Raw genomic sequence first — 17393 nt, 5'->3', positions numbered from 1 at the left:
GCGAGCCTAGACTGGCATGTGGACGAGACCTATATCCGCGTCGGTGGCAAGTGGCGTTATTTGTGGCGTGCTGTCGATGCAAATGGCCAAATGATTGACTTTCGCCTCACCGCGCGGCGCGATGCAAGAGCTGCTAAAGCCTTTCTCAACAAAGCGATTGAACGCGTGCGACTGCATCGCCCCGTCACGATATGTACCGACAAAGCCCCGACCTACCGACGTGTTATTCGCGAGATCAATCATCGATACGACCCACATTTCGACAGTATTCGGCATATCGACAAGAAACGGCGAAACAACTTGATCGAGAGCGACCACGCAGCCATGAAGCGGCTACTTGGATACCGTCAGAGCTTTCGATCTTTACGAAGTGCGAAAGCAACCCTCAGCGGGATCGAGACAATGCGCATCATCAAACGCGGACATATCCACAACAGACAACCAGGCGTCAGGGGCGAAATCCAGTTCATGAATGAGCTGTTTGAAGCCGGGTGATCCAACACACTTTTTTGACCAACATGCGACCTGAGAAAATTAATGCAACAGTCCCATAGAAAGCTACATCGAGACCCTCGAAGCCGAGCTGGAGATGCTGCGCAACACCCTGCCCGACGGTCTGCGCATGGGGCGGTTGCATTGGGGCGGCGGGACACCCACGATCCTGCCACCGCCGTTGATCCACCGACTGAGCGAAGCGATCCGCAGCGTATTTACCTCGGCAGACGACTTTGAATTTTCGGTCGAGATCGATCCGACGATGGTCGACCGCTCCAAGATCAACGCGCTCGCGGCCGAAGGCATGACGCGTGCGTCCATTGGCATTCAGGATTTCGACCCCGAGGTGCAGCAGGCAATCGGTCGCATACAACCCTTCGACATCACGCGCACCTGTATCGAATACCTGCGCGCCGCCGGCACCACCTCGCTGAACACCGATCTGGTGTACGGCCTGCCGCATCAGACACTGGCACGGCTCGAAGGTACCATCGACAAGGTTCTGACATTTGCTTCGGACCGCATCGCGTTGTTCGGGTACGCGCGTGTACCGTGGGTGTCGAAACGCCAGAAGCTGATCGACGAAACGACCCTGCCGAGTGATCTGGCGCGGTATACGCTTGCCACCCGCGCCGCGGAGCGGTTCGTCCAAGCAGGCCTGACCCCTATCGGAATTGATCATTTTGCGGACCCCGGCGATGATCTGGCAGTCGCCCACGAGACCCGGCGCTTGCGCCGCAACTTCCAAGGCTACACGGCGGACAGCTGTCAGACCCTGATCGGACTTGGTGCGTCCTCCATCTCGCGCTTTCCGGGCGGATACGTCCAGAACGCCCCTGCAACGGCGGCCTATAAGCAGCGGATTGCGCAAACTATTTTTCCCGGCTCGCGCGGCTACGAGATGACCCATGACGATCAGCTGCATGCACGCGCGATCGAGACATTGATGTGTGAATTTACGCTCGATCTGGACGATCTGAGCCGCCACCATGGTTCACGCGCCTACACGCTCAGGCCTTGCCTGGAAGACATGGAAACCCGTTTCAAGCCTTTCGCGAGATTGGTTGGACAGCGCATTAGCATTCTACCGGAAGGTCGATCGCTGACACGTATCATCGCCTCGATGCTTGACCAACACGTTCCAGAGGGAGTTCGCTACTCGCAGGCATCTTGAGACGTCATCATGTTTTGAAGCCGCGCCACATGTGTAGGCGCAGGATATGTTTGCGTCAGCACAACCTTTGAAAAATTCCAGCACATAGTCTGGTTTTCAAGGGAGGCATTAATGAACAAACCAAAACTCGACGACCCCGACTTGTCTCTGGCCGATCTGATGACCCATTGGCCCCGGACCATCCCAGTATTTATTCGTCACAGGATGCTGTGCGTCGGATGCCCAATAAGCCGCTTCCACACCGTAGCTAACGCTTGTGCCGAGTACCATCTGAATGAGAAAGATTTGTTAGCAGAGTTTAAGCAGACAATAGATCTTGAGTGAGCGTTATCAGCCAGGATCGGGCACCGAGTAGTCCCGGGAGTGGGGGCCCTTTGACAGTTTGCGTTTATTTACAGCTTCGTATTGGACGAGACGCGCGTTAAATATTCTTCATCACCGCCCCAGCCGCTTTGCCCTCTCAGCCATCCTGACCACCTGCGCACCTGCCGTCGCAGCAGCGCTTCGCACAGCTGCGGGTGTCTGCAACGCTCCCCGCCCAACCGCCTCACCAGTAGTGAGCGCACCGATCCGCGACCTGCCCTTCACGCCGTCGGTATTGAAGATCCCCCGCATGATCCCGGTCGATCCCGCGACCACAGCTGGTGCCGCGGCTACCATCAGGTTCCCCGAAATCCCCCGCACGATCAGCGGGGTTGCTGCCACAAATCCCTTGGCCAAGAAGACCATCACGAAGAATGGCACCAGCGATCCGATGTTGGTTGCCGAATTCGGATCACCGAGCTGCGCGAGAAGCGAATTCGCCATGCCGACGACGGTCGAAAACATGGCTGCGATGACGATGGGGTAGAAGGCATAGCTGACCGTCGTCGATACCCACCTGTGGAAGAAATCCTTGGTCGCGTCGAAGAGCGACAATGCGATCATGATCGGTGCGAGGCCAAGCATGAGTGTCAGCATCATCTTGGCGAAGATCAGCACGATGCCTGTCATGAAACCGAGCAGACTAAGCATAACGAGGCCGATCCCACCGAGGATCGCGCCGGTCATCCAGTTCAGGTTGTTGCCGATCGCGTTCAGGTATGTGGCAAAGCGCTCGATCAAATTGTCGAACTCTCCAGCGAAGTGTGTGGCACCAGCCCCTGCCCCGCCCACTGAGGAAACCAGCGCTCCGGCTATATAGTCTAAGCCCCCAATAATTGCATTGGAGACCGCATTGAAGTTCGCCCAGTTGAAGGCGAAAAACCCGATCAGGGCGAGCTTCACAAGATACCAGAAGAAGTTTGCCCCATCCATGCTACGGAACTGGAAGGCCATGTTGATACAAACGCCGATCAGCGAAAGCGTGACCATCAGTAGGATGATCGCGCCGGTATTGCTCGCCACGGCGCCGAACTGGGACTCGGCTGCATCGGCAAGAAAGCTGTCAGCCGTTCCGACCATCCAGCTGACAACACCCATTACCAGTTGCCCTCGGCTTCACAAATGTCCTGGACAGCATGACGAAGATCATTCCGTTGCCGCCTAATCTCGCGTTGTGCTGCGGTGTGTTCCACGGCCGGCGCTTCGCGCAAGGCTTTGTTGAATTCCTCTTCCGCGGCTTCCCAAACAGGGAAGCGAACGTCACAGCCGCAGTCTCCTGTTTCGTTAATCGACTGCCATGCCCGCAGTTCGTATAGATCCATCAACGTGAGAGCCTTGTAGGCCTCGCGCGGGTTGATTTCGTCCATCCAGGTTGGTCGCGCCGGGCGATCATTGCAGATCCGGTATTGCTGCGGCGACATGTTGATCGTGAGATCGCCCGATACTTGTGGCGATGTCTCGGCTGCAATTGGCCCCGCGAGGGAGGCAAGCGCGAGGGCGATGATATGCTTTCGCATCAGGGTATTCCTTTTCTATTCGGCGGCGACGGAGGCGTTCTTTTTGCTTCCGCCGTCGATACTGTCGAGGCTGAAATCCTTCGATTGGCCCGGGAGAAAAAACTCGGTGATGCCGCGCGCGCCTTCATGACGTCCTGCCTGGATGATCACGTCGATTGAGCCCTCGATGTAATCGATCATGTCGGCATAGGTCATCGGCACATCAGTTTTCAGGGCGGCGATGGCGAGGCGGCGCACGGCCAGTTGCGGGGTCTCCGCGTGAAGTGTGGTCAACGAGCCGCCATGCCCGGTATTGATCGCCTCAAGGAAGGTCATGGCCTCGCGGCCGCGGACCTCACCCAGCACGATGCAGTCCGGCCGCATGCGCAGGGTTGAGGCCAGGAGCACATCGGCACTGCGAGCCTCCGCATCCCGGTCGGCGATCAACGTCACGGCATTCGGCTGTTCGGGGCGCAACTCGGACGCTTCTTCGATGGTGATGATCCGCTCCTGGGGTGGGATCAGCGAGAGGATCTTACGCGCCGCGACCGTCTTGCCTGTCGAAGTGCCGCCCGAGACGATCATGTTGAGCTTGTTTTCGACGCAAAACCGCAGGGCGGCGTCGATGTCACCCGATGCCACCACATCGCGTAACGCGGCGTTCCTCTCTCGGCGCAGGCCTTCGAGGCTGCGTTCTTTGCCATAGAGAAAGCCGAGTTTGATCGCCTCCAGCGGCAGGGATGAGAAGAACCGCAGCGAGATCGAGAACCCGCCCTCAACTGCGGGAGGCTGAATGACTTGCGCCCGGATTGGACGTTCGCGATAGAGAATCGATACCGAGACGATTGGCTTCTTGGTGCTGAGCGTGGTTGAGGCAGCCGAGGCGATCTGGTTGCCAAGGTCCTTGATCTCGGTCTGGGTGAGCGGGGTGCCGAGCCCCTGCATAAAGTGATCACCCTGGAACTCTCCCCAGACCTGCCCGTCCGGATTGATGCAGATCTCGATCGTGTCTTCGCGCTGCACGGGCGCACCGAGCCGATCGAGCGAGGCTTCGAGATAGCTTGCTGCCATGTCAGAATATCTCCAGGTCGCGGTCAACCATGACCGTGATCCGCGTGCCCTGATCGACATGGATCACGGGGCGGATCGCGAGATAATCCTGCATCACGCTTTGGGTGCTATCGCGCAGGTTCGAGCCGACATCGCTGGCGACATCGGCAGCAGCCTCGTCATCGATTTGGCCCGCTGCGGCAGCTGGCAGGGCACCGATCAACGAGATCAGCGCGGCAGAGCCGAAGCGCTGCGCAAAGCGAGTGTCGACAAAACCGGTGGTGCCTGTGCGGCCAAGCTCGTCTCCGCCGAAGGCGCTGATCTCCACTGTCTGGTTGTCAGGCAGAATGATCCTGTCCCAGGCCACCATAACCCGGGACTGTGCCAGCGCCACATCGGAGCGGTATCGCCCAATCAGGCGCGCACCGCGCGGGATCAGGACGCGCGTTCCGTCAAAGGAATGGACATCTTCGGATACGATGGCGCGGATTGCACCGGGCAGCGTGCTGTCGAGTGCGGTTTCGGTCACCGCCTGGATCATGGTGCCCTGAATAACCGTGTTCGTTGGGTTCACAATCACCTCAGCGCGCGTGACGGGCGCGGGTCGCGCACCGGCGCGCACGAAGGCTTCATCGGCATTCAAGCGCGCTGCTTCAATCGTACTTTCGCGGTCTGTCCCTGCCCCCATCCCGGAAAACGCGATCATGGGCGACGCAATCCGTTCTGCTCGCGCCTCAGCCTCAGCAGCACGCCGCCGCTCAAGTTCTGCGAGCCGCAGTTCCTCCTCGTTGGGGCCGAGATCCGTCGGCACGGGCGGGGTCAGGCGCGCGACCTCAAGGTCCATGCGCAGTTGGTCAAGTTCACGGTCGCGTTCGGTCAACTGCCGCTCCAGCGTGCGCTGTGCCTCAGCGGAGCCCTCCTGCAGCGCCGCGATCTGAGCCGTGAGGTCTGCGATGGCCTGTTCAGCACCGCTGTCCGATGTCTCAGTCGGGCGTGCCCGCATTTCTTCGAGTTCGGTCCGCAAAGTTGCAAGGCTTTCCATCAGCGCAAGCTCGGACTCGGTCGGACCGGTCTCCACCGGAGGCGTCGGTGCTGGCTGTGCTACAGGTGGGCGTCCCAGGTCCCCGAAGCCGGGCCCGGAGTTCTGGAACTCCTCGGGGGCCGCAGTCACCATTGGAGCATCTGGGGACGGTTGCAGGGCAGCCCAGGCGAGACCACCGAACGCCGCGATACCGGTAATTCCAAGGATTGCAGCGAGCGGTGATGGGCGTTTACTCACCCGCGCTTTTGCTGTGGAGCCCTCAAGCGCCGCAAGCCGTGCGGCAAGATCTTCGGTATCCTGCGTCATGATGTGGCCTCGGTCCCTGCGTCCTGGACACAGACGACAGCTTCACCCAAGCGAAGAACCCATTGCCGGTTCACGCCCGAGACGCGGATCACGCCATCGCTCAAGGCCTGGCTATTCACCGCCCGCTCCCTGCCATTGGAATACCGGAAGATCGCCGGGACCGGCGCATTTCTTTTGAGCCGGAAATAGGTGAAGGTGCCGTCATCCCAGATGGCCGTTGGCGTGAAGTCTTCGCGGGCGCTGACCGCATAGTTCGCGTTGGGAGCCTCGGCTGCGACCGCCCGGGTAGGCTGAACGCGGCTTTCCGGATAGCGGAACTGCACCACATAATGTGGGGTCTCGCGCGCCTCGACCACGTGGAAGTAATAGGAGCGGCGGTTGGTATAGACGGTGATGTTGGTGGCCACGCCCGACGCCGTCGGTTTGATGGCGAACGCGCGCCCGCCGGGGACGCCGTCGAACTGGAAACCCACGGTATCACCGGCGATGATCGAACGAATGGTCTCACCTTCACCGAACTCAACGGTGGTTACGCGGGTCAGCGTCGTGACAACGCGGTAAACCTGCCCCTCGGTCCATGTGGCGACCCGAACGCGGTTGTCATGAGAGCCCGGACGCGGTGTGGTCTCGGCAAAAACGGCGGGAGCCGCCAGGGCCAACGCGCCGGCGATGAAAAAGGCATGAACGGGAAAAGGGATCATTCGGAACGGTCCGATCGGATTGCATATTGGGTGACGGTGAAGCCGAAGGGGTTTTGCCAGACATCATCGATTGAGCGGGTCCGTTCGGGCTGAAACGCAAACATCAGCGTCGCTGTAAACGATCCGTCCTGCACACCCTGCGGGCTGGTCAAGCGTTTCCTGAGGCGCACCTGCGCACGGTTTTCGCCGATCAATGTGATCGAGGCGATTTCGACGGCCATTTCAGCTGATGTGCCATAGCGCGTCGGCGGATAAGTCTCTTGCCCAGACGTCCATATCGCGCGCATGCTCGTCTCGGCGGCACCGGATGACTGTGCCAGAACCCGGCGCACACGCAGATCATTGTCGAGCTGATTGTAGGTCTCGCGCTCATAAATATAGCGGTAGATTTGTGCCTCTATCACGGCGGGGCGCTCCGCGAGGGACACAGTTTCAACCCTGGCGTTTGGGAGCGCCATGCCTGTTGCCGGATCATAGGGCACAACGACTGGGGGCGGTGCCTCAACCATCAGCGCGACAGCCGCAGCCGCGAGGCAGCCCACCGCGCCAAAACCCGCACCACCGATGCCGATCATCCTCCACAGTTGTTCACGGCGCAGGGCACCATAAACAAGCTCCTCCTCCACGAGCTCGCGTGTGTTCATCCCCATTGCTCCACTCATGGTCGAAGTTCCGGCAGGGTGAAGTCCATGTACCGGCGCTCTTCGGCAACGGTGGCGGCATCGACCACGCCTGCATTGCCCGCGCCAAGGGTCTGGATAGCCTCCAGCTCCCACATGCGTGTCATGGCGATGGCGAGCTCTGCTGTAACGCGGGTATTGTGGTCCATGGAGGCTTTCAGATCCTCCATGTCCGGGATCATCTCGACCAGACGTTCAACCCGCTCGAGGGACTGTTCGGCCTCGGCATGACTGTTCTGGGCAGCGGCGGACATGACGGCCCCTGTGGTTGCGCGGGTGGCCACGCCTTCCGCCCCTGGACTGCCGCTGGTGGCAATCTCGCGCAGGGAATCTTCGTCAAAACCAGCACTTGCCAGCGCCGCTTCCATCTGGGTGCGCATTGGGCCTGCATTAGGGCCGATGAGGCTGCTCCAGTCGCCCGCCTGGATGCCCCGGATCAGACCGGGAATATCTTCAAAATTCGCCTCGAGCAGGTTGTCCAGATCCCCGCCCATCGCAAGGCCGAGGATGCTGCGCGGTCCGGTGAGTGAGGCATACATCTCGTTCAGTTGATCGAGTTGGCTTTGCAGCATGTCGAGCTGCTCGAGGGCATTGTCGAGGAGATCGGTTTGGAGCCCGAAATCCTGCAACATCTGCTGAAGTTGGCGGATTTCCTGAGCGATGTTCTGGGTGTCGACCGTGGGAACGCCCTGTGCGGCAACAGGCCCACTGACAGCGAAAGCAAGTGCTGCGGCCGCCGCACTTGTGAAAACGGAACGGGTAAATTGCGGGATCACTGCAAATTCTCCTGATTGAAATTCATGTATTGCCGCTCGGCGGCTTGGGCGGCAGCCATGGCGAGTTGTTCCTCGCTGAGCGGCTGGGTGTGGGCGGCCTTGATCCGGGTGCGGATCGCGACCAGCCGGGCCAGCTCGGCCCGGGCATAGGTGTTCAGCGCGATCGCCTCGTGCAGGTCATCGGTCTCCCCGATGCGGGTGATGATATCCTGCACCCGCAGGGCCGCCGCGCGCACCGAGATCAGCGAATAGTCCCCATAGACGCCTGCGCCATGAGCCGAGAGGCTGAAGCTCGCGTTGGCGAGGAGGACCGGGTCGATGGTGCCCAGGGCATCGATGCCACCGACGGCAGCGAGGTAGCTGTTGTACTGCTGCGGGATTACCACGACGTAATGCTGGGTTTCCGCGAAGGGCGGCACGCCACCGTAATTCTGCACATTGCCCGGGCCCGCGTTATAGGCCGCGAGTGCGTGGATGATGTTGCCATCGAACATGTTCAGCATCTGCGCGAGGTAACGCGCGCCGCCGGTGACCTGCAGGTAGGGGTCATCGTAATAGGCCGGGTAGATCCCGAGATCGCCTGCGGTGCCGGGCATGATCTGTGTGAGACCGAAGGCTCCCACGGGTGAGCGCGCCCCGATCTGGAAGCGGCTCTCCTGCCAGATCAGGGCTTGCAGGAGGCAACGCCATTGAACAAGCGAGAGCCCTGCGCGGCTGATGCCCGGCAAATTATGAGTGTCGCGGGCCGCGCGGATAATCAACTCCTCGATCCCTTCCCGAGCATCGCCAAACATCCGGGCCGCGGCCGGGTTGTTGTCCACGGGCGCGTAGAGGCTGGCTGCTGCACTTTCGACGTCGCCCCCAGACCCCTGAACTACCCCCTGCCCCGCCTCGAGCCCGGCCACGGTACCCGCGACATCGCCGGAGCCAAGTGACATGGCGTCCACAAGCCCTTCGAGAGACGCGAGTTGCTGGCGTTCGATCTCGGCCAGTTCCTCTTCGCGGGTCAGCCGGTCCTGCTGCAGCGCCAGATCCCGATCGGCTTGCTCGAGGATCGCCTGCCGCTCGGCAAAAAGGCGCAGGTCGAAGGTCGGCACGCCTTGGGCGACGGCTGGTCCCGCAGTGGGGCCTGCCAGTGCAAGACTGACCATCGAGAGGGGGAGCCAGGTCCGCATGCGCTCAGCCGCCCGCCCCCACCATCACGAAATCGCAAGCCGTGTCTCGCCGCGTGACTTCCGCGCCCATGGTCGAGATCGTGGCTGTCGCGGTTGCGCCTCGTGCGGGCGCGTCGCGGAAGTTGAAGCAGTTGGCCTGCGCGGGATTATGCTGCGCGCAGGCTGTCAGGGTCAGGCCGAGGCCAAGCAGCACGGCGCTGCGGATGATGGTACGGGTCATGTCACTCTCCAGAAATCAGGGCGGTCACGGTAATCGGCGCCGACAAGGGCCTCGCCCTTTTCCATTCCGCCAAGGATGGTCACGAGGGGGCCGAGCGCGCTCAGATCGGCATCGATCACGACGGAACCCCGGTCATCGCGCACGAGGGCCAGGCGCGAGGCGGATCCGACGCCAAGAAGCACATCGAGTTCTTTCTCGCTGAGGCCGAGCATCGCGTAATCCGCAGCCGAGGCGCGGATGTTGGGCAAGAGCACCTGCGTCGGCACCGCTTCCACGATGGTCTTGCCGGTCCGGGTCCGCTCAAGCTGGCTGGCATATTGGGTCATCATCACGACGACCGCGTTCTGCTTGCGCGCAGTCACCAGCCAGTTCGAGAGCCGCTCCGCGAAATACGCATTGTCGAGCGCCTTCCAGGCCTCGTCGATGACAATGATCGTGGGCTTGCGGTCCTCGATTACCCGCTCGACCCGGCGGAAGAGGTAGGACAGGACCGCCATGCGTTCCCGCTCGCTCTCGGAATCGAGGATGCCAGTCAGATCGAAGCCCGCGACGTCCCCGTCGATGCTGAAACTGTCCTCGGCATTGGCCCCAAAGATCCAGCCATAGCGGCCGTCGGCGGTCCATTCCTGCATCCGCTCGAAGAGATCGCCCTCGTCATCGGTCGAGACGAGGAGGGACGCGAAATCCGACCAGTTCCGCAGCCCCGAGTTTCCGGCGCCGACGTTCTGCCGCACCACCTCCTGCAGGCGGTTTGTCTGAACCGGGCTCAAGGGTCGGTCGCGGCGCTCGAGGAGGCTTGCGAGCCAGTCGGCAAGCCAGGCCTGACCGCGCGCATCGATCTCGGTCTGGAGCGGGTTCAGGCCCGTGGGACGTCCGGCCCGCACGGTCGAGTAACTGCCGCCAAGCGCACGAACAGCCATTTCCATGCCGGCGCGGTAGTCGAAGACGAAAAGCCGCGCGCCTGCCCGTCGGGCCATGGTCATCAGGAACGCCGCCAGCACGGATTTCCCCGACCCGGGGCGGCCGAGGATCAGGGTGTGGCCACCCGTAGGCTCGCGGTCCGGTGCGCCCTGTTCGTGGAAGTTAAAGCGGAACCCGCTGCGCTCAGGCGTCGGGAAAAGGTTGATAGGCACGCCCCACGGCACCTCTCGCCCCGTCTTGCCAAGCGGCGTGCGGTGGAAAGTGGCGAGATCCGCAAAGTTGTGGTTCGTGATCGCAGCCTTGCGGCTGCGCGCCCCTGTATTCCCCGGATGCTGCGCCATGAAATGCGCCCGAGCCCCGAAGGCTTCCGAGATCAGGTTGATGCCGGAGGTCGCGGAGATGTTGCGGATCTCGGCAGCGATGTCGTCGAGTGCGGCCTGCGACCGTGCATACACGGCTACAGTCATGTGGTGCTCGCCGAAGATCAGACGTTTGGATTCCAGATCGTCCTGCGCCAATTCCAGTTCCTGCGCGAGGCTGACCGCACCGTCATTGGCGGCCTGCATCAGGCGAAGCTGCCGCTTGATCCGACCCGCCATCATGTTGGCATTGATCGGCACGAAGGAATGGGTGACCACCATGTCGACGGGCAGGTTCAGTTCGTCGAGCATCAGGCTATCGGTCTTGGCGGGGTAGTTTTTAACCGCGAAGATCGCGCCCAGCTTGTCGCCCACGGCGCCATCGGAGAGAGCGATGGTCGTGCCACGGAAGGTCACGCGGGTATTGGCCACATCCTCGGCGATCACGCCCAAGCGAGATCGCGGGAAAAGCGGGTGCTCTTCGCCCGTATTCAGCGAGCCGAGGAAACCCAGAAGCTCGCCAGTGCTGGCCGCAAGCAGGCGAGGCTTCAACTCATCGAAAGACGACAGCAGAAAGCCCACGACTTCGTCGAGCTTGCGCATCCGCCGTGTCGTGTCGGCTGCATGCCGGGCACGCGACGCCCCCAGACCGAAGGGCAGACGGCTTCCCGCCTCTGGGCGCTTCAGCACCGTGAGGGTCAATGTCTTGTCGCGCAGGCCAGATTGACCCAGATGCGCGCGCCAACGCTGATCGACGGCGGCCGCGAAGCCCTCACCCGGGATGGGGGGCAGGGTCACATCGACCGCTTTCGAGACCTTGTGCAGGTAGAAGGAGAATTCCGTCCCGACTTGGGCCACGATGCCCGCCAAGAGCCCACCGATCCGGTCAAGATGGGCGTCCTCGCTCGTGGTGCTGTTCACCCCTTCCAGCCGGATGCATTGCATCAGCTCGTTGCCGCGCGTCCGGATCGTCCGGTCGGTGACAAGGCTGACGTAAGGCAGCATCGAGGAAAGCCGCTTCTCTCCTTTGACCCATTCAGGCAGCGCGGTCAGCGGATCAAGGGCGTTCTCAACCTCATTGGCAATTCCATCACGGGGCATAGCTGTCGCCTCCGTGGAGCTTGCGGTTCTTTGTCGGCGGAGTTTCCTGCAACGTGGTCACCAAAACATCGAGGAAGTTCGGATCCCAGTCCGCGGCCTTCCAGAGCGCCGGCCAGGCCAGCCCCGCGAAGACGGCCACCACCCAGCTCTGCACCCAGAGGAACAGAAGCGTTGAGCCGAAGAGCCAGACCATGGCGTACATGATCGGCAGGCCAATCAGCTTGGGTGGCCTGAGAAGGCCGATGAATACGCGGGACTGGTCAGACATGGGATGAACTCAGGTCGTCCAGATGGCGGCGACGATGGTGGGCGCTGCGGCGATGCCCGCGATTGCCACCACAACCCAGAGCGCTTGGCGGAAATCGAGGATGCCAAAGAGCCAGGACAGGAACACACCGATTAGCGCGAGCGTGCCGATGACAATCCCCAAGGGACCGGTGATTGCATCGACGATGCCCTGCAGCAGCGTCTGCACAGGCGAGAGGTCGATGCTTTGGGCCAGCGCAGGCCCCGCCAGCACGATGAGGGTCATCGCGCCGAGCGCGACAAGGGCCCGCGTGCGGAGCACGCTTTGAAGGTTCTTGGACGTCATGAAAGATCTCCTCTGAGCCGATGAAACACGGCCGTCACACGGGCAACATGCCCTTGGGTTTCGCGAAAAGGGGGAATGCCGCCATGGCGTGTGACCGCCTCGGGGCCAGCGTTATATGCGGCAAGGGCCAATGATCCGTCGCCGAACTGGTCGAGCATCATCAAAAGGTAGCGCGCCGAGCCGTCGAGATTCTGCGCGATATCGTGGGGATCGACGCCAAGATCGCTTGCGGTGCCCGGCATGAGCTGTCCGAGGCCGATGGCTCCAACAGGGCTTTGCGCTGCGGGGTTGTAGGCACTCTCGACTTCAATATTTGCGCGGTAGAAGAGCGCCCAGTCGGTGACTGAGAGCCCCGCGCGACGCAGAGCGCCATGGCCTGCATATCGCAGGGCGGTGACCTCAATGGCTTGCAGGATATCAGGGGAGGCGCGAACGGCGCGCGGCGCCGGGATCGCCACCTCAGTGACTGCTTCGGGGCCACGTGGTTCTGCGAAGAGAAAAAGGCGATCAGTCGCCTCTTGGTTCTCGGAGAACGAGCGCAGGGTACTCGCGTCATCAGAGACGGAATTCAGTCGGCCATCCGGACCAACCGAGAAGATGAAACCGTCGGCCAGGGCCATGGGCGCGGAACATACGCCTGTACCCAAAGCAACGACGAGCGCAAATGCGCGGTCAGCTGTCCTTGACCGGGGCCGCTCCGTTTTGCGGCCCTGATGTATGACCGGGAGCGGCGTGACGCATCCGACCACCCTCTTCGAGCGGGATACTGGCGGTTGTGCAGCCCATGTCAGCCAGGAAGCTGACAAGGCCAACAATGGTTTTGAAATCACGCAACTTGAGGACGCTTCGGCTGGTGACGAGCATTTTGTCATCACGTCCATCAGCCGAGACGGCGCGGATGACCCACGAGCCGTACCAGCTGTTATGGCGCTTCTCTGCTCCCTCTTTGCAGACCACCTCGATGAGGTAGCCTTCGGCGAGCAAGCCGCGCATTCCGTCTTCCGTAACCACATTCGGAGCTTCTTCTATCATGGCCTTCCCTTGGGTCCTTGTTCTACCTGGATGCAGTATCAGGCCCACGGGGTCGCAACACCGTGAGCGATACAAAACAACATAAATGATAGCAAGACAATAATAACGACTTGACGAAGATCGCCTTGCTCCAATAACAGTGATAGCCGACAACATGGTGATCTTAAAGGCGGCAAAGGAGTTTTGCCCTGCACATGACTTGTGCGCGCAACATTCCCTTTCTGCTGTTGATCACTGCTTTCGTAGCGGCTGGTCCGGCGCATGCCTGCGCCCCGCCCGAGCGACCGTTCCTATCCCAGTCCCAAGACGACATGCGTATCTACGCTGACCTGATCCGGGAGGATTTCGAAGCCTACATCGCTGATGTTCAAGACTATTTCCGTTGCGTCGATGAAGAGCGCGCACGGACGCTCGCGGAGGCCCGCGAAGTCAGTGAGGACTATGGCAGGTTCTTGAATGCCGTGGAGTGAGGGTTGCTTAAAGATTGAGCTGCGCGATCAACGCGAGCCGGACTCGTCGACGTTACACAGGACATTCGCTGCAAGCCGCATGAACTCACACAAAGCGGACGGAAGGGACATTGATTATACCGAACTAAAGCACTGCTGTGGTAGCCAAGACAACGGAGAGAGCCGCGTGGAAATCCGTCAACCAAAGGTCTGTTGCCAATCGTAGAGTTGTCCGAGAATATCACCAAGCGCGGATCCTTTGCGCGTCAGGGAGTAACCGACACGTTGACGCGCGTCACCTTTGGGAGTTCGCGCAACCATCCCGCTTTCTTCGAACTCTTTCAACTGGGCCCGCAGCACCTTTCGGCTGACGCCATCCATCTCCCGTTGAAGCTCAAGAAAGTGCCGCTCTCCTGCGGTGAGGCAATGAAGGATTTTTGCCCCATGCTTTCCGCCCAAAATGCGCAAAGTGTCTGCCACCGGGCATTGCCCGGTCACCGGGTCAGCCCATGGGCGGGTCGTTGGAGTTGCGTCTTTCATCTCTGATCTCCGGTTACAAAAAGGTGCCCAATTTCGCGCCACCTCGATTCGAGGCAATGTCGCTTGACCTTAGCAACAGCGGACCGCGCTCATGACCAAGCCCCATATTGAGACTATCCCAATTCTGCCTTTGGGGATGCTTAATTCCTTCCTCATAGTACATGGAGACGATGCCATTCTTGTGGACACGGGGCTACCCGGGTCCGAAGCAAAGATATTCAAGACGTTGAAGAAACATGGCCTGAGTTGGCTCAATGTAAAATTGACCATTCTGACGCACGCGCATATCGATCATGCCGGATCTGCCTTCGGGATAAAGGCTTTGACCGCCGCTCCGATCTGCGCCCATGTACTTGAAGTTCCATATTGTTCTGGTCAGCCACCCAAGCTAGCAGCAACGGGTCCGTTCGGTAGGACATTCCAAAAGACCGGCGCGATTGAAAGACCGTTTCCCTATTTCAAACCGGATGAGATCATGACGGCAGGGGAGATGGGACTTGAGGATCGCGGGTTTCCACTGAAAATCATCCACACTCCTGGGCACACGCCGGGATCGGTTTCGGTGCTGTTGGAAAATGGCCGCGTTATTGCGGGAGATTTGGCAGCTTCTGGCGTGCTGCTCGGCGGTATTTTGATGCGAAGCAAGCCCAAGCGCCCCCCTTTTGAAGAAGACCAATTGGCGGTGGCAACCTCATTGGAGCTCTTGTTGCAGCGAGGGTGCAAGACGTTCTACCTTGGCCACGGAGGGCCTTTGAGCGCGGATCGGATAAAAGAACACGTGTCCGCTCTGAGACGCGTTCAAGTGTGAACTATGCGTCGCCACGTGCCAAGACGTCCTTTGCTGCCACCACGAAGCACGGTCAAAATGGGCTCTCTACCGGAATTCGCTGCACACGGTTCGAACGGCCGCTTCACAGTTTTGGCCAGATCGCACGCGCGAGCTACGCCATCTAACGCTGTTAGTAAGACGCCAAATAGCGCTGAAGGTCACACTGAACGTTCAAAAACCAGGGTTTTTGGCGCTGCCTCGAATATCAGATGTGCGCGACAAAATGACCTTCGAGGAGGTGTCGCCAAACGGTGTCAGTAGAGTTCTGCGCGATCAGTTCAAATCCAACTCAGGCATGCTCTTTACCAAATCATCAACCGCCTTCATTTGCATCAGAAAACCCTTGAGACGATCCAATGGCAGAGCGCTGGGGCCGTCGCATTTTGCATTGTCCGGATCGGGGTGGGCCTCAAGGAACAAACCTGCGATGCCTATGGCCAAACCTGATCGACCCAATTCTGCTACTTGATTACGACGGCCACCAGACGCACGAGACATCGCATCTCTCATTTGCAGCGCGTGGGTAACATCAAATATGATTGGCGCATCGTCGCTGCACTCTTTCATGATTCTGATTCCGAGCATATCTACGACCAGATTATCGTATCCGAAGCACGATCCACGCTCACATAGCATGACACGCTCATTGCCGCATTCTCTAAGCTTCTCAACAAGGTTTTTCACTTGGGGTGGACTCATAAACTGAGGTTTTTTCACATTTATTGCTGCGCCGGTGGCGGCAACGGCTGCGATCAGATCGGTTTGGCGCGCCAAAAAAGCAGGCACTTGCAACACATCGCAAACTTCCGCCACGGGTCCAGCTTGAGCAACTTCATGCACGTCAGTAATGACCGGCACACCAAACTCAGTTTTGATGTCCTGAAGTACCCTCAGCCCTTCGTCCAGGCCTGGCCCCCTGTAAGAGTGAATTGATGATCTGTTTGCTTTGTCAAACGACGCCTTGAAAATATACGGAATGTCCAAATCCCGCGAAACGGACACGAATGCATCAGCGACGCGAAGGGCTAAGTCGCGTGACTCTATGACGTTCATACCACCTATCAGAGTCATGGCCTTGCCATTCCCCATGCGAACATTTGCTACCGTTACGTCAGCCAAGCGACTTTCCTTCTAATCAGGTTTAATGCATTCCCGTCACGCCCAACGCAAAAGGCGTGACTCGATGTTATTGGGTTTCAACACAGTCGAAAAGGGCTCGGAGCAAACCTAGGATGCGCCTGAATGACGTGCCAAAACGACCGTTTTTGGCAGGGAGGTTTTGACCGTAGGTTTTTGGGGGACTGTTGCACTAATTTTCTCAGGTCGCATGTTGGTCAAAAAAGTGTGTTGGATCACCCGGCTTCAAACAGCTCATTCATGAACTGGATTTCGCCCCTGACGCCTGGTTGTCTGTTGTGGATATGTCCGCGTTTGATGATGCGCATTGTCTCGATCCCGCTGAGGGTTGCTTTCGCACTTCGTAAAGATCGAAAGCTCTGACGGTATCCAAGTAGCCGCTTCATGGCTGCGTGGTCGCTCTCGATCAAGTTGTTTCGCCGTTTCTTGTCGATATGCCGAATACTGTCGAAATGTGGGTCGTATCGATGATTGATCTCGCGAATAACACGTCGGTAGGTCGGGGCTTTGTCGGTACATATCGTGACGGGGCGATGCAGTCGCACGCGTTCAATCGCTTTGTTGAGAAAGGCTTTAGCAGCTCTTGCATCGCGCCGCGCGGTGAGGCGAAAGTCAATCATTTGGCCATTTGCATCGACAGCACGCCACAAATAACGCCACTTGCCACCGACGCGGATATAGGTCTCGTCCACATGCCAGTCTAGGCTCGCGCGGCGCAAGTGCGTCTCGGCCCGCTTGGTCAGTTCAGGGCCGAACTTCTGCACCCACCGATAAACTGTGGGTCGGTCAACCGCGATGCTGCGCTCTTCCAGCAGGTCGACGACGTCCTGATAGGAGAGCGGATAGCGCAGATACCAACGCACGGCGCACAAAATGATGTCACGTGGAAAACGGTGATGCTTGAACGGTGACGTACGCGGCATCTTCGACCTCAAAAACCTAAACTTGGCCAAAC

21 protein-coding genes and 1 pseudogene are annotated in these 17393 nt (G+C 59.7%); 5 read left to right on the top strand and 17 right to left on the bottom strand.

Going from position 1 to position 17393, the window contains the following annotated elements; genetic code table 11:
• From BSF79_RS19120 to BSF79_RS19110, 3 genes and pseudogenes are all read left to right on the top strand, one after another.
• On the top strand, nucleotides 1–495 hold a 495-nt coding region (locus BSF79_RS19120; protein ID WP_090271423.1), incomplete at its 5' end, for an IS6 family transposase.
• A gap of 49 nt (nucleotides 496–544) precedes the next feature.
• Nucleotides 545–1669, top strand: a pseudogene (locus tag BSF79_RS19115) (radical SAM protein); the annotation flags it as partial.
• A 111-nt stretch (nucleotides 1670–1780) separates the two neighbouring features.
• Nucleotides 1781–1993, top strand: a complete 213-nt coding sequence (locus BSF79_RS19110; protein WP_090271417.1) for a DUF1858 domain-containing protein — start codon at nucleotides 1781–1783, stop codon at nucleotides 1991–1993.
• A 111-nt stretch (nucleotides 1994–2104) separates the two neighbouring features.
• On the opposite strand, the gene BSF79_RS19105 is transcribed toward BSF79_RS19110, so the two are convergent.
• The 14 genes from BSF79_RS19105 to BSF79_RS19040 are packed head-to-tail and all read right to left on the bottom strand — an operon-like array spanning nucleotide 2105 to nucleotide 13483.
• Entirely contained in the window at nucleotides 2105–3130 is a 1026-nt protein-coding gene (locus tag BSF79_RS19105) for a TrbL/VirB6 family protein (protein ID WP_090271416.1), read from the bottom strand.
• Nucleotides 3130–3549, bottom strand: a complete 420-nt coding sequence (locus BSF79_RS19100; RefSeq protein ID WP_090271415.1) for a hypothetical protein — start codon at nucleotides 3547–3549, stop codon at nucleotides 3130–3132. The genes BSF79_RS19105 and BSF79_RS19100 overlap by 1 nt, the downstream gene beginning before the upstream one ends.
• 15 nt (nucleotides 3550–3564) lie before the next feature.
• Complete coding sequence (locus tag BSF79_RS19095) at nucleotides 3565–4599, bottom strand: ATPase, T2SS/T4P/T4SS family (protein ID WP_090271414.1); 1035 nt, start codon at nucleotides 4597–4599, stop codon at nucleotides 3565–3567.
• 1 nt (nucleotide 4600) lies between these two features.
• Nucleotides 4601–5926: a TraB/TrbI/VirB10 family type IV secretion system protein gene (locus BSF79_RS19090; RefSeq protein ID WP_090271413.1), complete on the bottom strand. Its 1326-nt coding sequence runs from the start codon at nucleotides 5924–5926 to the stop codon at nucleotides 4601–4603.
• Nucleotides 5923–6627 (bottom strand): TrbG/VirB9 family P-type conjugative transfer protein, encoded by a 705-nt coding sequence (locus tag BSF79_RS19085; protein WP_245776458.1) that lies wholly within the window; start codon nucleotides 6625–6627, stop codon nucleotides 5923–5925. Before BSF79_RS19085 ends, BSF79_RS19090 begins: the two co-directional genes overlap by 4 nt.
• Nucleotides 6624–7271 (bottom strand): VirB8 family type IV secretion system protein, encoded by a 648-nt coding sequence (locus tag BSF79_RS19080; protein WP_090271421.1) that lies wholly within the window; start codon nucleotides 7269–7271, stop codon nucleotides 6624–6626. The genes BSF79_RS19085 and BSF79_RS19080 overlap by 4 nt, the downstream gene beginning before the upstream one ends.
• Before the next feature lie 14 nt (nucleotides 7272–7285).
• Nucleotides 7286–8083 (bottom strand): type IV secretion system protein, encoded by a 798-nt coding sequence (locus BSF79_RS19075; protein ID WP_090271412.1) that lies wholly within the window; start codon nucleotides 8081–8083, stop codon nucleotides 7286–7288.
• The gene (locus BSF79_RS19070) at nucleotides 8080–9258 is read right to left on the bottom strand and encodes a lytic transglycosylase domain-containing protein (protein WP_090271411.1); all 1179 of its coding nucleotides are present in this window, start codon (nucleotides 9256–9258) and stop codon (nucleotides 8080–8082) included. Before BSF79_RS19070 ends, BSF79_RS19075 begins: the two co-directional genes overlap by 4 nt.
• Before the next feature lie 4 nt (nucleotides 9259–9262).
• Nucleotides 9263–9478, bottom strand: a complete 216-nt coding sequence (locus BSF79_RS19065; protein WP_090271410.1) for a hypothetical protein — start codon at nucleotides 9476–9478, stop codon at nucleotides 9263–9265.
• Entirely contained in the window at nucleotides 9475–11859 is a 2385-nt protein-coding gene (locus BSF79_RS19060; protein ID WP_090271409.1) for a VirB4 family type IV secretion/conjugal transfer ATPase, read from the bottom strand. The genes BSF79_RS19065 and BSF79_RS19060 overlap by 4 nt, the downstream gene beginning before the upstream one ends.
• Nucleotides 11849–12127, bottom strand: coding sequence for a VirB3 family type IV secretion system protein (locus tag BSF79_RS19055; protein ID WP_090271408.1), 279 nt, complete (start codon nucleotides 12125–12127; stop codon nucleotides 11849–11851). The genes BSF79_RS19060 and BSF79_RS19055 overlap by 11 nt, the downstream gene beginning before the upstream one ends.
• 9 nt (nucleotides 12128–12136) lie before the next feature.
• Nucleotides 12137–12451, bottom strand: coding sequence for a TrbC/VirB2 family protein (locus BSF79_RS19050; RefSeq protein WP_090271407.1), 315 nt, complete (start codon nucleotides 12449–12451; stop codon nucleotides 12137–12139).
• A complete protein-coding gene (locus tag BSF79_RS19045) occupies nucleotides 12448–13071 on the bottom strand; it encodes a lytic transglycosylase domain-containing protein (RefSeq protein WP_175545382.1) in 624 nt (207 codons plus the stop codon). The genes BSF79_RS19050 and BSF79_RS19045 overlap by 4 nt, the downstream gene beginning before the upstream one ends.
• A 52-nt stretch (nucleotides 13072–13123) precedes the next feature.
• Entirely contained in the window at nucleotides 13124–13483 is a 360-nt protein-coding gene (locus BSF79_RS19040) for a hypothetical protein (RefSeq protein ID WP_090271406.1), read from the bottom strand.
• 311 nt (nucleotides 13484–13794) lie between these two features.
• Here BSF79_RS19040 and BSF79_RS20300 point away from each other — a divergent pair, with 311 nt between their 5' ends.
• Nucleotides 13795–13953: a hypothetical protein gene (locus BSF79_RS20300; protein ID WP_342741899.1), complete on the top strand. Its 159-nt coding sequence runs from the start codon at nucleotides 13795–13797 to the stop codon at nucleotides 13951–13953.
• Between the two features lie 177 nt (nucleotides 13954–14130).
• Here BSF79_RS20300 and BSF79_RS19030 read toward each other — a convergent pair whose 3' ends face one another.
• Complete coding sequence (locus BSF79_RS19030; RefSeq protein ID WP_090271404.1) at nucleotides 14131–14472, bottom strand: winged helix-turn-helix transcriptional regulator; 342 nt, start codon at nucleotides 14470–14472, stop codon at nucleotides 14131–14133.
• Between the two features lie 91 nt (nucleotides 14473–14563).
• Between BSF79_RS19030 and BSF79_RS19025 the strand changes: the two genes are divergently transcribed.
• Nucleotides 14564–15280, top strand: coding sequence for an MBL fold metallo-hydrolase (locus tag BSF79_RS19025; RefSeq protein ID WP_090271403.1), 717 nt, complete (start codon nucleotides 14564–14566; stop codon nucleotides 15278–15280).
• Nucleotides 15281–15574: 294 nt separating this feature from the next.
• On the opposite strand, the gene kdsA is transcribed toward BSF79_RS19025, so the two are convergent.
• Both kdsA and BSF79_RS19015 read right to left on the bottom strand, forming a co-directional pair.
• Nucleotides 15575–16420, bottom strand: a complete 846-nt coding sequence (kdsA, locus tag BSF79_RS19020; protein WP_090271402.1) for a 3-deoxy-8-phosphooctulonate synthase — start codon at nucleotides 16418–16420, stop codon at nucleotides 15575–15577.
• Between the two features lie 233 nt (nucleotides 16421–16653).
• Nucleotides 16654–17361: an IS6 family transposase gene (locus tag BSF79_RS19015; protein WP_090271419.1), complete on the bottom strand. Its 708-nt coding sequence runs from the start codon at nucleotides 17359–17361 to the stop codon at nucleotides 16654–16656.
• Between the last annotated feature and the right edge of the window lie 32 nt (nucleotides 17362–17393).

It is taken from the genome of Thalassovita taeanensis, from assembly GCF_900110775.1.
Lineage (GTDB): Bacteria > Pseudomonadota > Alphaproteobacteria > Rhodobacterales > Rhodobacteraceae > Litorimicrobium > Litorimicrobium taeanense.
Note: the sequence above shows the minus strand (reverse complement) of the source record. Positions and strands in the feature narration are given on the sequence as shown.

Bases quoted from the DNA above. Each gene is read 5' to 3' on its own strand.
- BSF79_RS19100 (WP_090271415.1), bottom strand. From the start codon at position 3,549: ATGCGAAAGCATATCATCGCCCTCGCGCTTGCCTCCCTCGCGGGGCCA.
- BSF79_RS19080 (WP_090271421.1), bottom strand. From the start codon at position 7,271: ATGAACACACGCGAGCTCGTGGAGGAGGAGCTTGTTTATGGTGCCCTG.
- BSF79_RS20300 (WP_342741899.1), top strand. From the start codon at position 13,795: ATGCGTATCTACGCTGACCTGATCCGGGAGGATTTCGAAGCCTACATC.
- BSF79_RS19105 (WP_090271416.1), bottom strand. From the start codon at position 3,130: ATGGGTGTTGTCAGCTGGATGGTCGGAACGGCTGACAGCTTTCTTGCC.
- BSF79_RS19085 (WP_245776458.1), bottom strand. From the start codon at position 6,627: ATGATCCCTTTTCCCGTTCATGCCTTTTTCATCGCCGGCGCGTTGGCC.
- BSF79_RS19050 (WP_090271407.1), bottom strand. From the start codon at position 12,451: ATGACGTCCAAGAACCTTCAAAGCGTGCTCCGCACGCGGGCCCTTGTC.
- BSF79_RS19055 (WP_090271408.1), bottom strand. From the start codon at position 12,127: ATGTCTGACCAGTCCCGCGTATTCATCGGCCTTCTCAGGCCACCCAAG.
- BSF79_RS19065 (WP_090271410.1), bottom strand. From the start codon at position 9,478: ATGACCCGTACCATCATCCGCAGCGCCGTGCTGCTTGGCCTCGGCCTG.
- BSF79_RS19040 (WP_090271406.1), bottom strand. From the start codon at position 13,483: ATGATAGAAGAAGCTCCGAATGTGGTTACGGAAGACGGAATGCGCGGC.
- BSF79_RS19030 (WP_090271404.1), bottom strand. From the start codon at position 14,472: ATGAAAGACGCAACTCCAACGACCCGCCCATGGGCTGACCCGGTGACC.
- BSF79_RS19090 (WP_090271413.1), bottom strand. From the start codon at position 5,926: ATGACGCAGGATACCGAAGATCTTGCCGCACGGCTTGCGGCGCTTGAG.
- BSF79_RS19045 (WP_175545382.1), bottom strand. From the start codon at position 13,071: ATGGCCCTGGCCGACGGTTTCATCTTCTCGGTTGGTCCGGATGGCCGA.
- BSF79_RS19070 (WP_090271411.1), bottom strand. From the start codon at position 9,258: ATGCGGACCTGGCTCCCCCTCTCGATGGTCAGTCTTGCACTGGCAGGC.
- BSF79_RS19095 (WP_090271414.1), bottom strand. From the start codon at position 4,599: ATGGCAGCAAGCTATCTCGAAGCCTCGCTCGATCGGCTCGGTGCGCCC.
- BSF79_RS19015 (WP_090271419.1), bottom strand. From the start codon at position 17,361: ATGCCGCGTACGTCACCGTTCAAGCATCACCGTTTTCCACGTGACATC.
- BSF79_RS19110 (WP_090271417.1), top strand. From the start codon at position 1,781: ATGAACAAACCAAAACTCGACGACCCCGACTTGTCTCTGGCCGATCTG.
- BSF79_RS19060 (WP_090271409.1), bottom strand. From the start codon at position 11,859: ATGCCCCGTGATGGAATTGCCAATGAGGTTGAGAACGCCCTTGATCCG.
- BSF79_RS19025 (WP_090271403.1), top strand. From the start codon at position 14,564: ATGACCAAGCCCCATATTGAGACTATCCCAATTCTGCCTTTGGGGATG.